This is a genomic window from Paenibacillus cineris (assembly GCF_018333335.1).
Lineage (GTDB): Bacteria > Bacillota > Bacilli > Paenibacillales > Paenibacillaceae > Paenibacillus_AQ > Paenibacillus_AQ favisporus.
The window spans coordinates 313,148-326,960 of sequence record NZ_BORU01000004.1 but is presented as its reverse complement, the minus strand read 5'-3'; the positions used below and the strand labels follow the sequence as shown (position 1 = coordinate 326,960).

Below are 13,813 nucleotides of genomic sequence, written 5' to 3'. Positions count from 1 at the left end.
AAACATCACCCCTTGGTTATAGATTTGCCCACCTGCTCATATATTCCATCGCCTGACGCCTGAGCACCCAGGTCTGGTCCATGGTCTTCAGCATCTCGGCGCTTCTGTTGCTTCGTGGGAACCGGACGGCATACCAGGCTTCCCTCGGCAAGCCGTATAATGCCGTGACCAATTTTCGCTCCGGTGGGCTTAAGGGCCGGATCCCTTCGTATCCCCTAAGAAAAGCCTCTATGAATGCAGTATTAAACCCGGTCGTATTCATGATCGTCTTGGCCGTATCCGCATAGGTGGAGCCGACTCTGATAAAATCCCAGTCTATAATATGAAGACGCTCGTCATTTGCGATAATGACATTCGGCGGCGTGATATCGCCGTGAATTAAGGCCGGATTCGCCTTTTCCTGGGCGCAAAGCCGCGAAATATCCGGATGGCGGATTTCGGACCATGCCTCATCAGAGAAGCGTTTCCAAGCCGCGCCGTATTTCCTGACGGCTCTTCGGAGCGCCGTATTTGCGGAAGCTGCTTGAACCATGTTTTTCCGCAGATAACGATCCTTGACTTTCCACAGCCGAACTTGCTCCAAGGTAGCCGATTTCGTTGTGGGCGGCAGCCCGCAGCGGAGGGTGTGAAGCTTTGCCAGGGCATGGCCCAGCTGCTCACAATCCTGCTCCGTCCCCATCGGCCGTCCATGAATCCACTCCGTCATATAATAAGGCTGCCTCTGGCGCATGACCCACAGCTTTTCCGAGTCGGCAGGAAGCCAGTCCGGCATAAAGCCATAGTCGTTGTTCATTAACAGACGAACATACTTTGCGGCTGATTTGATTTGGGCAGCCAGACCTGAGCGAAGGTGGGGATTCCGGTTATACGGCTTTAATGCAAACGTGCCCAGGTTCGTCTGGATCTGGATCACGGCGTTTTTCCGGTAAAACGATGAGACCGGCGTGTAGCGAAGGGTTTGCAGACGGAAACGCCGGGAAATGCTGCGGATTTCCCTTTGACTCAGTAGATGTGACATGGGTGGGGTCTCCCTCCGTTAGAAAGTAACTTAGACAGCAGCGCATGGTGTGGTGACCGTTGATTTTTTATCGTATTCTTTATGTCATGAAAGGTATGGACATTCGCCTTGGATTTCGTAAAAGCTTGTGGATTCTTGGAACGATGGATGCTGGCACAGGGGTTGACTTTCCACTTAAGGGAAAGCTTTATACTGGAGCGGAGAGGAGGCTGGGAAATGTTCAAAATTACGGAATTTTCGAAAATTAGCCAGGTATCGGCCAAAGCGCTTCGCTATTACGACCAGATCGGGCTGTTGAAGCCGTCTTATACCGATCCGGATACGGGATACCGATTCTATACGGCAGACCAGCTGAAGCGGGTTCACCGGATTCTGGTGTTTAAGGACCTGGGGTTCACCTTGGAGCAGATGATTCCGCTGCTGGACGGAGCCTTGGGCACGGAACAGATGCGGGCGATGCTTCTTCATAAATCGGCCGAAATTGCCGAGATGCTGAGGGAGGAGCAGGCCCGCCTGAACCGGATCGAGGCCAGGCTGGATGAGCTGGACCGGAGTGAGGATGGAGAGCCGCCCCTGGATGTCATCGTGAGGCAGACCGGCCCTGAATGGATCGCCTCCATTCGGGAAGTCACCTCCAAATCGAAGGTTCCGGGGCTGATCCGGGAGCTGCGGCAGGCCGTCAAGACGCTGTACAAGGGCACCCTGGATCAAAAGGTGATCGTTCTGTGGCACAGCTGTGCCGAATGCGAAGACGCCGTGGACCTGGAGGTAGGCGTTCCGGTTGCGGGCCCCCTTTCGGACCAAGGCCGGATCCGGGTTAGGGAGCTGAAAGGCGCCAAGCTTGCTTGTATAGCCCATTCCGCAGGCCTAGCGGGTTCCTATGAGGTCACGGCCAAGCTGGCCGGTTGGCTTGAGGAACAGGGATACGGCATTTCGGAGCAGGAACCGAGCCGGGAGATTTACTGGGAACTGCCGGACCAGCCGGCCAGCCCGGTGTTGTCCGAGCTGCAGATGCCGATCGTGGACAGACCGGGCGGAGCTCCCGGGGCAGAGGGGGGACAGGCATGAGGGAAAGAAAACGGGTTCCGTCCGGTATCCTGCAGGTCCTCCTGCTGGCGGTGGGCATTTTTGTGATCAGTACGTCAGAGCTGCTCCCGATGGGTCTGCTGCCGGACATCGGACGGCAGTACGAGGTCACCGTTCAGACAGCAGGATGGCTCGTCACCGCCTATGCACTCGGGGTTGTCGCGGGAGGACCGCTGCTGACGGTCGCCACAGTCCGGGTCCCCCGCAAACGCCTGCTCCTATACATGCTGGCCCTGTTCGGGGCAGGGAGCCTGCTCAGCGCAGTCGCGCCTTCCTTCGGACTGCTGATCGCCTCCCGCGTCGTCAGCGCCGTGGCCCAGGGGGCCTTCTTCGGTGCCGCCGTCGTCATGGCAGGCCAGCTGGCGGCTCCGGGACGGGAAGGCGCGGCCATATCTCTGGCCGGGTCGGGGCTGACGATTGCGACGGTCATCGGCGGGCCGCTGGGCACGCTGCTCGGACAGCAGTTCGGCTGGCGCTTTCCGTTTTGGATGCTGGTCATCATTACGCTGCTCGTCGGAGCGGGCATCCTGTGGAAGATTCCAGACATGCCGCAGGCGACACGGCCTCAGATCCGCCGGCAGCTCGGGCAGGTCGCGCGTACGGGCCCGGTACTGGCCCTTTTCACGACGGTATTCGGATTTGGCGGCGTCTTTTTGGCCTTTACGTATATCTCCCCGATCCTGCAGGAGATCACGGGGCTGCCGGAGGAGCGCATTTCAATCGTGCTGCTGCTGTTTGGGCTGGCGTCGGTGATCGGGAATGCCGCTGGAGGCAAGCTGGCCGACCGGCATCTTCATGCGGCTCTCTTGGGCAGTATGGGGCTGCTGCTGGCAGTGATGATCGCCTTTTATTTCACGAGCACTTCGGTCGTTCCCACGCTCATTACAGTGTTTGTGTGGGGAGCGGCCGCGTACGCGATGGTCACTCCGCTGAACGTCCAGGTGCTGCGGCGGTCCGGCTCGGCGCAGGATTTGGCCTCCACCCTGAACATCTCTGCCTTTAATCTCGGCAATGCGCTTGGCGCCTTTATCGGCGGGTATGTGGCTGAGAGCAGGCTGGGGCTGTCCGGACTGCCGCTGGCTTCGGCCGTGATCGTGGCCATTGGCATCGCGTTAGCCGCGGGCAGCGTCATGCTGGAGCGCTCGAAGCCAGGAAGCGCAGGGGCAGCGGGACAGGCGGAATGCGTGAATGCTGCAGGCGAGGCGTCTTGCGGATTGAATCCCGGCGCCCAGTCATAGATTACAGGAAGCCGGATCATAGAAGCCGGTGAGACCTCCCGAAGGCGGGAGGTTTTTTTTGGCATGTGCCGCTTTTTCATTTTTTTCTGCTTTCAGTGTCACAAATGCTTCCCCTTCCTCGTGATATATGCAAAACCAAAGCGGGGAGTGGACGTTATGGAAAAGTTAACATGCGTCGTGGTCGGCGGCGGCTACGCCGGAATCAATGCGGTCAAGGCTTTGCAAAAATCGCTTAAAGGGGCTGGCCGGGAACTCAGGCTCATCCTGATCAACAAGGATCCTTATCACCTTCGCAAGGTGCTGCTATTCAAGCCGGCGGCTCTGCAGGAGGACATTGCCGTCCCCTTGAGACGCTTGTTCCCGGAAGGGGAAGGCGTAGACCTCGTTCAGGGGGAGGTCACGCGTGTGGATTTTGACGCCAGGCAGCTGATCTACAGCCGCAGTGAGGGCGGGGACGCACGCCTTGGATATGACATCCTGGTGATGGCGGCGGGGAGCATGGTTCGGCGTCCACAGCCGGATCAGGGCGGTATTGCGCTGACCTCGCCGGAAGCGGCTGAACAGATCCGCCGGATGTGGAAGCAGAATCTCCGTGAAGCGGCCGCCGCCAGTGCGGAGGAACGCGCCAAGCTGCTGACGTTTGCCGTGGCCGGAGGGGGCATCAGCGGCATTGAAACCTCGGCCGAACTGGCTCATGCCATTCGTGCCGATGCCGAAGGTATGGGTCTTCATTCCGCGGACATCCGGGTGTACCTGGTCAATGCCGAGGAGCGGTTGTTTGCGCAGGGGCCGGCGAAGGTGTCCCGCAAGCTGGAGCGGCTGCTAGCCGATGAAGGGGTCACTACACTGCACGGACGCAAGGTCATCCGGGAACGCGGCGGGGTGATCGCCCTTTCGGACGGGAGCGAAATTTCCGCAGGGCTGTGCGTATGGACGCTTGGCATCGTGCCGAATCCAAGGCTTTCCAGCATGGGCTTTCCGGTCACTGCGGAAGGAAAAGTAGTTGTCGATGCGAGCTATCGGGTGGAGGGCAAACCCGGCGTTTACAGCATTGGAGATTGCGCGCAGATCGTCGATCCGGAGACGGGCCGGGCAGACAGTATGACCTGCAAGGAAGCCGGCGCTCAGGCGGCCAGGCTCGGCCAGGTCGTGGCGGCGGATGTCGAGGGCCGTCCTGCACCTGTCCATAAAGGGTATATGGACGTTTTCTGCTTCGGCCTTGGTCCGGCCAAAGGAATGGTCTGGACCCGGCAGTGGGGACTCGATATGATCATACAAGGGAGACTCGGCTGGAATATTCGGAAATTCACCTGGGATCATGCGAGTCTGCTCAAGTGAGCAGCGCCATGCCAGTAGGAAAGGTGAGCAATCCATGAGGGAACTGTATGAGAATTACCGTCCGCTGCTGTTTTCGATCGCTTATCAAATGATGGGCTCCGTGTCCGATGCGGAGGATGCGGTGCAGGACGTTTTCGTGAAGCTGGCGGACCGGGACCTGGCACAGCTGAAAGAACCGAAATCCTACCTGTGTAAAATGGTTTCGAACCGCTGCCTGGATATGCTGAAATCCACCCAGAGGCAGCGGGAGCAGTACTTCGGGCCATGGCTGCCCGAGCCGATCGAGACATCGGCGGAGGATACCGCTGAAACCGTGGTTCGCGGGGAGCTGCTGTCCTACGCGATGCTGGTGCTGCTGGAACGGCTGTCCCCGCTGGAGCGCGCCGTCTTTATCCTTCGGGAGGCGCTGGGCTTTGAATATCCGGACATTGCGGAACTCGTCGAGAAAACGGAGGTATACTGCCGCAAGCTGTTCAGCCGGGCCCGTGCCAAAATGGGGTTCGATCCCGAGATGCCGATTCAGCCGGAAGCTGCGGACGAAGAGTGGGTCCACCGGTTTCTGTCGGCTCTGGAGCAGGGCAGCATGGATTCCGTGCTGTCTCTGCTCTCGAAGGACGTCGTCATCACCTCCGACGGGGGCGGCAAGGCGTCCGCGGCGGTACATCCGATCGTGTCGCCGATCTTCGTCGCCCGCTTTGCGCTGGGCGTGTATCGCAAATTTTCGGCCGCTGACGGAGACATCCAGATTGAGCATGTCTCACTGAACGGCCAGCCTGGGATTGTGTTCCGGTCTCAGGAGGGGGTCGAAGGCGTCATGCTTCTCCATGTGGAAGGTGACCGGATTCGTGATCTGTTTGTCGTCAGAAACCCTGATAAGCTTCAGCATCTGTAGAACGGTAGGTTAACGCAGCAGTTTAAGGCCCCAGGAATCATCCCGCGGGCCTTTTGCTTTTCGCCCCCTAGAAAATACCTTGGTAACCGCCCCCACCATATGGGTAATGACCTCTATAAGGCTGAATCCTGACATCTGGGGTGGACATTATGGGAAAAAGAGAGAGGATAACCTATCTGGAGCTGCTGAGAGGCATACTGATCATCGCGGTGGTTGCCATTCATACGACTTCGTTTTCGGTCACGAAGCTAACGACCGGTTCAACGTTATACCCGCTGTACTATATCGTAAACGTCGGCTGTAATTTCGCCGTTCCGGGATTTCTGTTCCTGAGCGCGCTCCTGCTGTTCTATCATTACGACGGGAGGCAGCTGAGCTGGCTTTCTTTTTATAAAAAGCGGATCAAGAAAGTCGTGGTTCCGTATCTGTTCTGGTCCCTTTTTTATGCGGCCTATTATACGTACGATCACGGACTCCCGCTGGAGCAGGGCTGGCATCGATTCTGGAGCAACCTGCCGCTGGGGAACAATTACGAGCATTTGTACTTCATGATCATTATCGCGCAGTTCTACCTGCTGTTTCCGCTGTTTATGCTGCTGCAGAAAATTCCGGTGCTGAAACGCCATCCGCTCGTCTTCGGGATCGCCATCCAGCTGGCCATCTATTTGCTGAACTATTATGTATGGCATATGGACGAAATCGGTACGTTTATCGGATCGTATATGCTGTATTTATACCTGGGGGCTTATGCTGCCAAAAAGATGAGGGAGAAGGGCGTCCGACAAGCGTTTGGCTCAGGCGCGGGCTGGATGTCGGCAGCGTTTATAGCGGCTGCAGCCGTGTATATTGGACAGAAATGGCTGCAGACCGCCGCTCCGCACTGGGTTCCGCAGCCGTATCTATCGTACATGAACAAGCTGTCCGAAGGTTTGTATTTCTCACTGGCCTGCTTATTCCTGCTGCAGCTGGCGCGGAAATTCCGTCAAGGAAGCCCGCTGTACAAGATACTGTTTTCGCTCGGGACGTATTCCTACGGCATTTACCTGCTGCATCCATTCTTCCTGCTCCTGTGGCGGGAATATGTGCAGCAGACCGGACCGTTCTCTTATCATTTGCTTGTATGGGCCGGCGGAGCGCTGTCTATCCTGCTGTCCTGGACGATCGTCAAGGCGGTCTCCCGAACGCCCCTGGCACCTTACATTGTTGGCGAATCCGCGAAATAGTCATAATTTCCCCTATTCATTTCCCAAGCGATCCTCTATTATATTACACAGGCATTGAAGGAGGACACGATGAAATGAGAAAGTGGTTTTTCATGCTCGCAGTCATCGTCATCCTGGTGCTGGTGGGCTTTAGAAGCGTACAGCATCAGATCGGCGGCTCGGGCACAAAGCATGTGAAGACAGAAACGGAACAGGAAGCCGCCAAGCAGGGCGGAGCTTCGGCGAAGCCGGAAGATGAATCCCCTTCCAAGGAAGAAAGTCCGTATTTGGACGTCAGCTCGAATCAGGTGCATCTGGGCAACCTGCTGCTGGTCAACAAGGATCATCCCGTTTCAGGGGATGCGGTAAAGAAAGATGTTGTCAATCTGTTTGATCATAAAGACCTGATGGAAGGATACAGCCTGCTGGACGCGCATATTATGCTGTCCGAGGATTTGGCACGCCATTTTATGACGATGGTGGACGCGGCCAGGAAGGACGGCGTGGATCATTTTCTCATCAGCAGCGGCTACCGCGATTTTGACAAGCAGGAGGAGCTGTATAAGGAAAAAGGCTCCGAGTATGCCCTTCCGGCCGGTGCCAGCGAGCATAATTTGGGGCTCTCCATGGATATCGGTTCCAGTCTGAAGGAGATGGATAAGGCGCCGGAAGGCAAATGGCTGAAGGAGAACGCCTGGAAATACGGCTTTATTTTGCGTTATCCCGAAGACAAAATCAGCATTACCGGCATCCAATATGAACCGTGGCACTTCCGGTATGTCGGCCTGCCGCACAGCGCCGTGATGTATGAGAAGAATATGGCGCTGGAAGAATATCTGGACTATCTAAAGCAGCAGGGGAAGATCACGGAGACGGTGGAAGGCAAGACCTATGAGATCGCTTATTACCCGTCGGCCGATATGGGAAAAATTGATAAGCCGGCTTCTGCAAACTATGAAATTTCCGGGGATAATATCGATGGGGTCATTGTTACGACCGAGAAAGAGCAGGCAGCAGAATAAGGGATGTAACAATTTGGCTGCTTGACTCCGCCGAAGGCAAAGGAGTAGGATAGTTGCATGACTATCAAACTAACGTCAAAAGACGATGAGAAGCGGGCCAAAATTTTCAAGGCGCTGTCGGAAGTGAAACGGATCGAAATGGTCCGGTATCTGGTTCGGCATCCGGAACACAAAACATGCGGTGAGGTCGGCGAATCGCTTGGGATGGACAAATCCAACGTGTCTTATCATCTCAAGATTTTGTATGAGGCCGATTTGATCCACATTTACCGGAGGGGCCAGAATAAATACGGGCAGCTTAGAGAGGATACGTTTAACGCATTTTTACCGGGTTTCCTGGACAGTCTATGATTGGGCGGGAAACCCCTCTTTATTCTTTATAATTTGAAAGTTTTAAAACTATCCTATTAATGCTGGATGGTTTTGAGTCCGTGTAGTCATCGCCTTTTGACCCCAATTCTAAATGATGGAGATGTGAATATTGTATGGTACAACCATTAATGAACCGTTCGATTCTGTTACAATCGCGCCCGGTAGGTATGCCGGGACCCGAAAACTTTGAGTTCCGCGAAGGGAACGTCCAGGAGCCGCAGGAAGGACAAGCCGTCATCCGCACACTGTATCTGTCGGTGGACCCATATATGCGGGGGAGAATGAGCGACGCGAAGTCGTATGTGGAGCCGTTCAAGCTGAATGAGGTCATTTCCGGCGGGATCGTCGGCGAAGTGGTGGAATCGAAGTCCGGTGACCTGCAGCCAGGGGACAAGGTCATCGGCATGCTGGGCTGGAGGCTGTATAACACGGTCGATGCCGGCAGCGTCCGCAAGCTCGATCCGTCGATCGCGCCGTTGTCCGCTTACTTGAGTGTGCTGGGCCTGACCGGATTGACGGCCTATTTCGGTCTGCTGGATATCGGCAAGCCGAAGGCAGGGGAAACCGTCGTCGTCTCGGGAGCCGCCGGTTCCGTCGGCATGTTCGTGGGCCAGATCGCCAAGATTCAGGGCACCCGCGTCGTCGGCATCGCCGGTACGGATGAGAAATGCGAGTACCTGACCCGCGAGCTCGGCTTTGATGCAGCGGTGAACTATAAAGCCGACAATTTCCAAGAAGAGCTGGCAGCGGCATGTCCGAACGGGGTCGACGTGTATTTCGACAATGTCGGCGGCAGCGTATCGGATGCAGTCATGAACCTGCTGAACGACTATGCGCGGATTCCGCTGTGCGGCGCGATTTCGTCCTACAACAGCACGGAGGATGTGGGTCCGAGAATTCTGTCTAAGCTGATCAAGACCCGCTCAATGATCAAAGGTTTTGTGCTGAGCGATTATGCCTCCCGCCAAGCTGAGGGCATGCAGCAGCTGGGACAGTGGCTGGCCGAAGGCAAGCTGAAATACGAAGAAACGATCGTCGAGGGCTTTGACCATGTGGTCGACGCGTTCCTGCAGCTGTTCCAGGGTACGAATCTCGGTAAAATGTTAGTCAAAGTCAGTGATCCGCAAGCCTAAAAATGGGCGCGACGAAAAAACATCTTGATCTGGTATGCATTTCATACGTTATGATCAAGTCAGGGAACGGCCGGAGGCCGCCGGCGTTACTGCGGTTATCGCGGGCGTGACGGGGACTCTCTCGGCGCTGTTCCTTGTCTGTTATGTAAAAAAGGATTAGAGCGGTTATCGCTCTAATCCTTTTTTTGGTCTTCAACGTATGCCGCGGCTTACGCGCGGATATAAAACAAAAACTCCTGCCCGTTCCGGACGGGATCCTGTTCCAGCGTATACCCATGCTTCACGGCTTCCTCCGGTACGTTGCGGAAGGAAGAAGGGCAGTCGGTAATGACCTGCAGCAGCTGGCCTTTCTTCAAGTCACGCAGCGTTTCGAGCGTGTAAATGACCGGATACGGGCAGGATTCTCCGCGGAGATCGAGCGTAAAATCAATGGACATGTTTTGTTTCCCCTTTCTTAAAGCCGATGCCAAACCGGTAGTTTTTTTGCCAGTACACAGCGATACCAAAGCCGACCGCCAGCAAAGCCAGCGTCAGAATGATCGCACCGGCCGGTCCCATTGCCGTAATAAGGTTGATCGGTTTGCCTGGCTTCACGATGGCATTGAAAATGCCGAGGTGGTCCCAGGCGTATGCCAAAGCGGTGGCTCCCGCAATGTTGCCGATGAATACAGGCAGGAATACCACCTGGCCTTCCATCAGACGGTACATCATGCCGGTTTCGCAGCCGCCGGCCATGACGATGCCGATGCCGAACAGGATGCCGCCGATCAGCGTGCTCGGCGCGGCGATCTTCGTAATCGGATCCATTCCGTTTACGAGAATAATGATCAGCGTGGCGACGGAGCTGACGGCCATTCCGACGAAGATCGCCTTCGTCATGGCTGCCCGTCCGCTGATCCAGAGATCGCGGAATGCGGACGTAAAGCAAATCTGTCCCCGTTCAATCAGAATGCCGAAGGCGGCCCCGAACAAAGCGGCCGTGCCCAGCATCGTTTTGCCTGCCGCATAGAAATAGACGATCAGAGCCGCATACGCGAGCGCCAGAACGGCACCGACGTAGGGCTGGATCTTCTTGCGGGCCGCGGAAGGCGCGGCGGCATTACCCTTCAGAAGGGTGGGCTTGCCCTTCCACCAGGAGGTATTCACCAGCTTGGTCCCGAGGTATGTACCGATTGCGGTAGCGGCAATAAAAATCCAGGAGTGAAGGGAAAACTGCGGCACGCCCGTGAAAAAGGCCGCCAGATTGCAGCCGAGGGCAAGCCGTGCCCCGAAGCCGGCGACAAAACCTCCGGCCAGTCCCTGAAGCAGCCGGCGTTTCTGCCGCGGCACCCTGATTTTGAAGCTGTTGCTGAGCAGAATCATGATCAGCGCGCCGATGAACATGCCCCAGACGATCCATCCGTCGGTCCGGGTGAACGTGGTTCCGTTCATATGGATCAGCTGAAAGTAAGCCCAGTCCGAAATATCCACGCCGCTCCATTCCAGAAGATGTCCGCCCAGACGGGTAAACTCCCCGGTGACGGCCCAGACCGTGCCGGTGATACCAAAATATACGGCGCTTAAAATACCGGCCAGCGCCATGGCCAAATAAGGGCTCCAGTAGCGGTTAAACACTTTGTCGTACACCTGCTTCATTCTCGTCCAACATTTCCTTTCCGAACAGTCCCGATGTAGGGAGCTGTTGAATTCATCATTTGGCTCTCCCAATGGTTTCCTTGCATTCCATAGGGATGCCATTCTATTCTACAACAACGGGCCGAAATGAGAAGAGGGTTTTTCGCGCCGGGCGTTGCCCATGGAGATCGGAGGAAGTTGTGGTACAATGGCTCTAGTCAAACAAAGATTGGAGATGATTTCGCCCATGAACAAGCCGCTCAAACAACAAGAGCTGATTTCATATATTGCCGAGGAAACCCAAGCCGACAGGGACAGCATTACGCTCGTCCTGAAGCATGAGGAAGCCTATATTAACAACGCCAAGGCCGATGTGAAGGGTGAGGTGGAGATCGACATGGACGATTTGGTCGATTACGTGCTGAGCCGCCGCGATATCAAGCTGGACGAGATGACCGTGGAAGCTATTCTGGAGGCGGAAATGGATTTCTTGATGGACCAGGGATTGGCCAGTTACGAGGACTAGGCAGCCGGACCAAGCAGACAGACGGAAAAAACCGCACCGAGCGTTTAAACTGCATCCTCAGTGGTAGATTGTCTCTACACTGGAGGTGCAGTTTCGTTCGGGCGGTTTTTTTGATTCGTTCTCACAAATTCGATAAAAGCACTGCGGAACCAGCCGCATTAGTGCAGCATTTTGCCGTAATCCCGGATTTTGACGTCGACGTGCACGCTGATATCCGCCTTGGAAAATACCTCTTCCCACTTCAGCTGCTTCCATACGCTGTGGGGAATCGAGTTACGGACATACTGTCCGATACCCATCGGGTCGGATTTTACCTCCTGCATGTGGTCGATCAGCTTCTGGCACTTCCGGTTAATGGTTTTTTCCAGCTCCGCTTCCAGCTTTCGCTGATCGGTCCGCTTCTTCATGTCGAGCGCTCCAATATACTCCAGCAGCGAGCCCGACAGCCTGATATGGAGGGCGACCTGAATCGGCCTGCCCTCGCGGATGTCGCGGGTCGAGAGCACCTTGATCCTCCGCTTGCTGGACAGGTACTCCAGCGTCGCCTGCTCATCCGCGTTCCGATCCGTTTGAATGCCGACGTTTAAATCGCCGGCACGGACCCCGTGATGGAGCAGGGCGAAGAACATCCGGTCATCCGCGTTGATTTTCCCGACATATTGATCGTTTTTGAACAGGGCGATGCCGTCAACAGAAAGAGACTCCTTCTCTTCCTTTAAGATCGTGGCGACCGGGTCAATGCCGTCGTCATAGTAATCTCTTGTGAATGTATATAAGGTGGTATCCGGAATTTCACCGGACTTAGCTTCGGTACGGATCAGCGTATCGAGATATTCTCCGGCGGTCGGGCCTTGGGGATAGTCGTTCCGGATCAGGATGTGATGCGGGTCGGATTCCGCCACGATAATATGCAGGCGCGAGCCGATGGACGGGTCCCGGGTCAGTGTGTCCATATTGCTCCAAACGCCTCTTCTTGCCAGCCTCTCGCCGAAAACGACCTGCCGCAGCTGCCCGTTGACCAAGCGGCGGTTGTTCTGCCGGTCAAAGATCATTTTGGCCTTCTTTCCTGATTCCGCCATGGTAGAATAGACAATCGCATCCTCGTGGTTGGACTTCGGGATGCTGACGGTTACCCTTAATTTGGTGTTTTCTCCTTCCCCGGATAAGTCATAAGCAATCGTCCGGACGAAACCCGCCCTTTCGATAATATGCTGGTCGGTGCATCCCGTGAGCAGCATAACGGCAGTCAGCGTCATCAGCAGGCGCTTGTTAATGCTCATGGCTGTTCATCCTTTCCCGAAGCTTTTGAAACAGGAGCACCAGGATCAGCAGTGCAGGCAAGATGAAGGCAACGCCGATCTCCGTGAATAGCACACGCCGGAGCTGATATTCCGATTGGGACAAGTACTTGGAATAAAACCCGACGATAAATACCCCGAGCACGATCAAAAACTCGAGGCGCTTGGGACGGGTCTTGGGAAAGATCCGCTTGATCATGGACAGGGACGCGAACGAAAACATCGTGGTCGAAATCAGATTGCCGAATACGAAAATGACAAACACCAGGTTTTCCACCCGGTTAATAAACGGCATCTCAATAAAATCCAGCATATCGATGATCGGGTACAGCAGGGACTGAAGCTGCTGGAAGCTGAAGAAGCCAAACGCCGTCAGCAGGACGATCACCTGAGCCAGTGCAGTCAGCAGATGACCGTACAGAACGCCCTTGAACAATTTGCTCTTTTTGTTGACATAAGGGAATAGAAAGATGCACAGCTCATAGCCAATAAAGGACGTATACACCTCGGCCCAATTGTGAAGAACCTGCCCCCCGGCAGGATCCTCAAAAAAATAAGACGTGAGGCGGACCAGCTTCCACTCGCGCGCCTGGTAGGATGTCAGCAATAAGGTCCACCAAGTCATAAATGCAAACACCGTGGCTGCTTTGCTGATGCTGTAAACAGGCTTGATGAGCAGGAAATACACCATAATACAGAACAGCAAAAAGATAAACGTTACATTGGATGTCTGGAACGAAATCATCTGGAAGATCAGAAAGAAGTTTTTTCCGACAAAGGAAGCGATCATGATATAAAAGACGGCCAATCCTGCATATACCGGGTAGAGAATCCATTTGGACAGGGATTTCTCCAGAATGTCGAACATGGACCGTCCCTTCCCCATGCGATAGACGACCCAATACAGCAAAATATTGCCGGTGGATACCAAGGCAAGAACGATGTATCCCACCCAGCCGTTGGTTCCCATGTTCTCCGCCACCAGCCGCGGGAGGGCGAACAAGGTGATGTTATTCTCGATCATATAGATCAAGGTCGCAATATGAAAAGCGCTTAATTTTTCGTTCACAGTCC

Annotated in this window: 14 protein-coding genes; 9 read left to right on the top strand and 5 right to left on the bottom strand. The window is 55.2% G+C overall.

Features of this window, described 5'->3' with window-relative positions:
- Positions 1–16: 16 nt before the first annotated feature.
- On the bottom strand, positions 17–1,018 hold the full coding sequence (locus tag KI379_RS28200) for a phosphotransferase (protein WP_212985651.1): 1,002 nt from the start codon (positions 1,016–1,018) through the stop codon (positions 17–19).
- A 216-nt stretch (positions 1,019–1,234) separates the two neighbouring features.
- Here KI379_RS28200 and KI379_RS28195 point away from each other — a divergent pair, with 216 nt between their 5' ends.
- From KI379_RS28195 to KI379_RS28160, 8 genes are all read left to right on the top strand, one after another.
- On the top strand, positions 1,235–2,086 hold the full coding sequence (locus KI379_RS28195) for a MerR family transcriptional regulator (RefSeq protein ID WP_212985650.1): 852 nt from the start codon (positions 1,235–1,237) through the stop codon (positions 2,084–2,086).
- Positions 2,083–3,342, top strand: a complete 1,260-nt coding sequence (locus tag KI379_RS28190; RefSeq protein ID WP_212985649.1) for an MFS transporter — start codon at positions 2,083–2,085, stop codon at positions 3,340–3,342. The genes KI379_RS28195 and KI379_RS28190 overlap by 4 nt, the downstream gene beginning before the upstream one ends.
- A 156-nt stretch (positions 3,343–3,498) precedes the next feature.
- Positions 3,499–4,680, top strand: coding sequence for an NAD(P)/FAD-dependent oxidoreductase (locus KI379_RS28185; RefSeq protein WP_212985648.1), 1,182 nt, complete (start codon positions 3,499–3,501; stop codon positions 4,678–4,680).
- A gap of 34 nt (positions 4,681–4,714) precedes the next feature.
- Positions 4,715–5,572 (top strand): RNA polymerase sigma-70 factor, encoded by an 858-nt coding sequence (locus tag KI379_RS28180; protein ID WP_212985647.1) that lies wholly within the window; start codon positions 4,715–4,717, stop codon positions 5,570–5,572.
- A 149-nt stretch (positions 5,573–5,721) separates the two neighbouring features.
- Positions 5,722–6,795: an acyltransferase gene (locus tag KI379_RS28175; RefSeq protein ID WP_212985646.1), complete on the top strand. Its 1,074-nt coding sequence runs from the start codon at positions 5,722–5,724 to the stop codon at positions 6,793–6,795.
- A gap of 74 nt (positions 6,796–6,869) precedes the next feature.
- On the top strand, positions 6,870–7,796 hold the full coding sequence (locus KI379_RS28170) for a M15 family metallopeptidase (RefSeq protein ID WP_212985645.1): 927 nt from the start codon (positions 6,870–6,872) through the stop codon (positions 7,794–7,796).
- A gap of 57 nt (positions 7,797–7,853) precedes the next feature.
- On the top strand, positions 7,854–8,147 hold the full coding sequence (locus KI379_RS28165; RefSeq protein WP_212985644.1) for an ArsR/SmtB family transcription factor: 294 nt from the start codon (positions 7,854–7,856) through the stop codon (positions 8,145–8,147).
- A gap of 134 nt (positions 8,148–8,281) precedes the next feature.
- Complete coding sequence (locus KI379_RS28160) at positions 8,282–9,301, top strand: NADP-dependent oxidoreductase (RefSeq protein WP_244879475.1); 1,020 nt, start codon at positions 8,282–8,284, stop codon at positions 9,299–9,301.
- A gap of 209 nt (positions 9,302–9,510) precedes the next feature.
- Here KI379_RS28160 and yedF read toward each other — a convergent pair whose 3' ends face one another.
- Together yedF and yedE are read right to left on the bottom strand one after the other, a co-directional pair.
- The gene (yedF, locus tag KI379_RS28155) at positions 9,511–9,738 is read right to left on the bottom strand and encodes a sulfurtransferase-like selenium metabolism protein YedF (RefSeq protein WP_212985643.1); all 228 of its coding nucleotides are present in this window, start codon (positions 9,736–9,738) and stop codon (positions 9,511–9,513) included.
- Positions 9,728–10,936, bottom strand: coding sequence for a selenium metabolism membrane protein YedE/FdhT (gene yedE / locus KI379_RS28150; protein WP_076172093.1), 1,209 nt, complete (start codon positions 10,934–10,936; stop codon positions 9,728–9,730). The genes yedF and yedE overlap by 11 nt, the downstream gene beginning before the upstream one ends.
- Before the next feature lie 187 nt (positions 10,937–11,123).
- Between yedE and KI379_RS28145 the strand changes: the two genes are divergently transcribed.
- Positions 11,124–11,441, top strand: a complete 318-nt coding sequence (locus KI379_RS28145; RefSeq protein ID WP_373309622.1) for a hypothetical protein — start codon at positions 11,124–11,126, stop codon at positions 11,439–11,441.
- Between the two features lie 158 nt (positions 11,442–11,599).
- Here KI379_RS28145 and KI379_RS28140 read toward each other — a convergent pair whose 3' ends face one another.
- Together KI379_RS28140 and KI379_RS28135 are read right to left on the bottom strand one after the other, a co-directional pair.
- Positions 11,600–12,721: a Ger(x)C family spore germination protein gene (locus KI379_RS28140; protein WP_089549604.1), complete on the bottom strand. Its 1,122-nt coding sequence runs from the start codon at positions 12,719–12,721 to the stop codon at positions 11,600–11,602.
- Entirely contained in the window at positions 12,711–13,808 is a 1,098-nt protein-coding gene (locus KI379_RS28135) for a GerAB/ArcD/ProY family transporter (RefSeq protein ID WP_212985642.1), read from the bottom strand. The genes KI379_RS28140 and KI379_RS28135 overlap by 11 nt, the downstream gene beginning before the upstream one ends.
- Positions 13,809–13,813: the final 5 nt, after the last annotated feature.